The following is a 1,048-nucleotide window of genomic DNA, read 5'->3' as shown; positions in this document are numbered from 1 at the left end:
AGAAGTCGTTGATAGGTGCTTTTAAAAACAGGATTACATTGCATGGCAGACATCATTGCCATGTATAAAACGGTTCTGACCTGGGCCCGACCGCCTTGTATTTTTCTGAGTCCTTTATAGCGGCCACTTTCCCTGTTCATGGGAGCGACACCGACGAGGGCGGCGGCTTGTTTGTTGGTGATATACCCGAGTTCTGGAAGGTTGCTAATGATAGACGCGGCTGCGATTTTTCCGATCCCGGGCATGCTTTGGAGTATGTCRTTTTTGGCCTGATATTCAGGGCAGCTTTCAATCAGCGCTACAATTTTCTTTTCGGTTTTTTCGATCTGGTTTTTGAATGCTGTCAGGATGGGCTTGATGGTCATAGCCAGTTGTTTGGGCATGATTTGGAGGCGATTMTTTTCCATGGTTTGCATCGAGAGAAGCTGATTTCTTCGACTAACYAGATCCGCCATAAGCCGCATGGACTCAGGCTTTAGSCGGGTTAGTGCCGGTTTTATAGCTTCGGCATAATGGGCGATGAGCTTGGCATCGAGCTTATCCGTTTTAGCCCGCTGACCGATGGCGCCGGCAAAGCGTTTTACATGAACGGGATTGGCTATCACGWAAGRAAKATTAGCGTCRGCACAGGCWAKAATRAAGGGCATTTCTAAMCGRCCMGTGGCTTCAATCACGACACGTTSCGGAGAGTGCTGCTTAATAGTTTTGATGGCCTGTTTGATACCTTTATCRTCGTTAGAAACCGAGAAGAAGATATCGAGTGGTCGGATATAAATATCGAGTTGAGATTTTCCGGTATYGACCCCGACGTTAATATTTTGATYCGTTGCAGTATTCATAATAAGCTAACTCTTGCTTGCGTAATGCGGGTTCGAGACCCAGTCGACTATTCGAGTATGGTGCTTGGAGTCCTATACAGCGTTCACGTTTGTTATCGGTCTCTCAATAGAGGAGCCAGCAATCAATCGAACTGCTATATAGAAAGCTTTAGTTGCAGCTAAAGCCTGGGTCTCACTTTACCCTGAAGTTGGTTTTATTATCCATACAA

At 46.2% G+C, this 1,048-nt stretch carries 1 protein-coding gene; it reads right to left on the bottom strand.

Annotated elements, in window-relative coordinates; all coding sequences use genetic code 11:
* Positions 1-839, bottom strand: an 839-nt coding sequence (locus EDI28_RS25885) for an IS110 family RNA-guided transposase (RefSeq protein ID WP_128786692.1), incomplete at its 3' end; no start/stop codon positions are given.
* Positions 840-1,048 lie beyond the last annotated feature (209 nt).

It is taken from the genome of Photobacterium chitinilyticum (genome assembly GCF_004104355.1).
GTDB lineage: Bacteria > Pseudomonadota > Gammaproteobacteria > Enterobacterales > Vibrionaceae > Photobacterium > Photobacterium chitinilyticum.
Note: the sequence above shows the minus strand (reverse complement) of the source record. Positions and strands in the feature narration are given on the sequence as shown.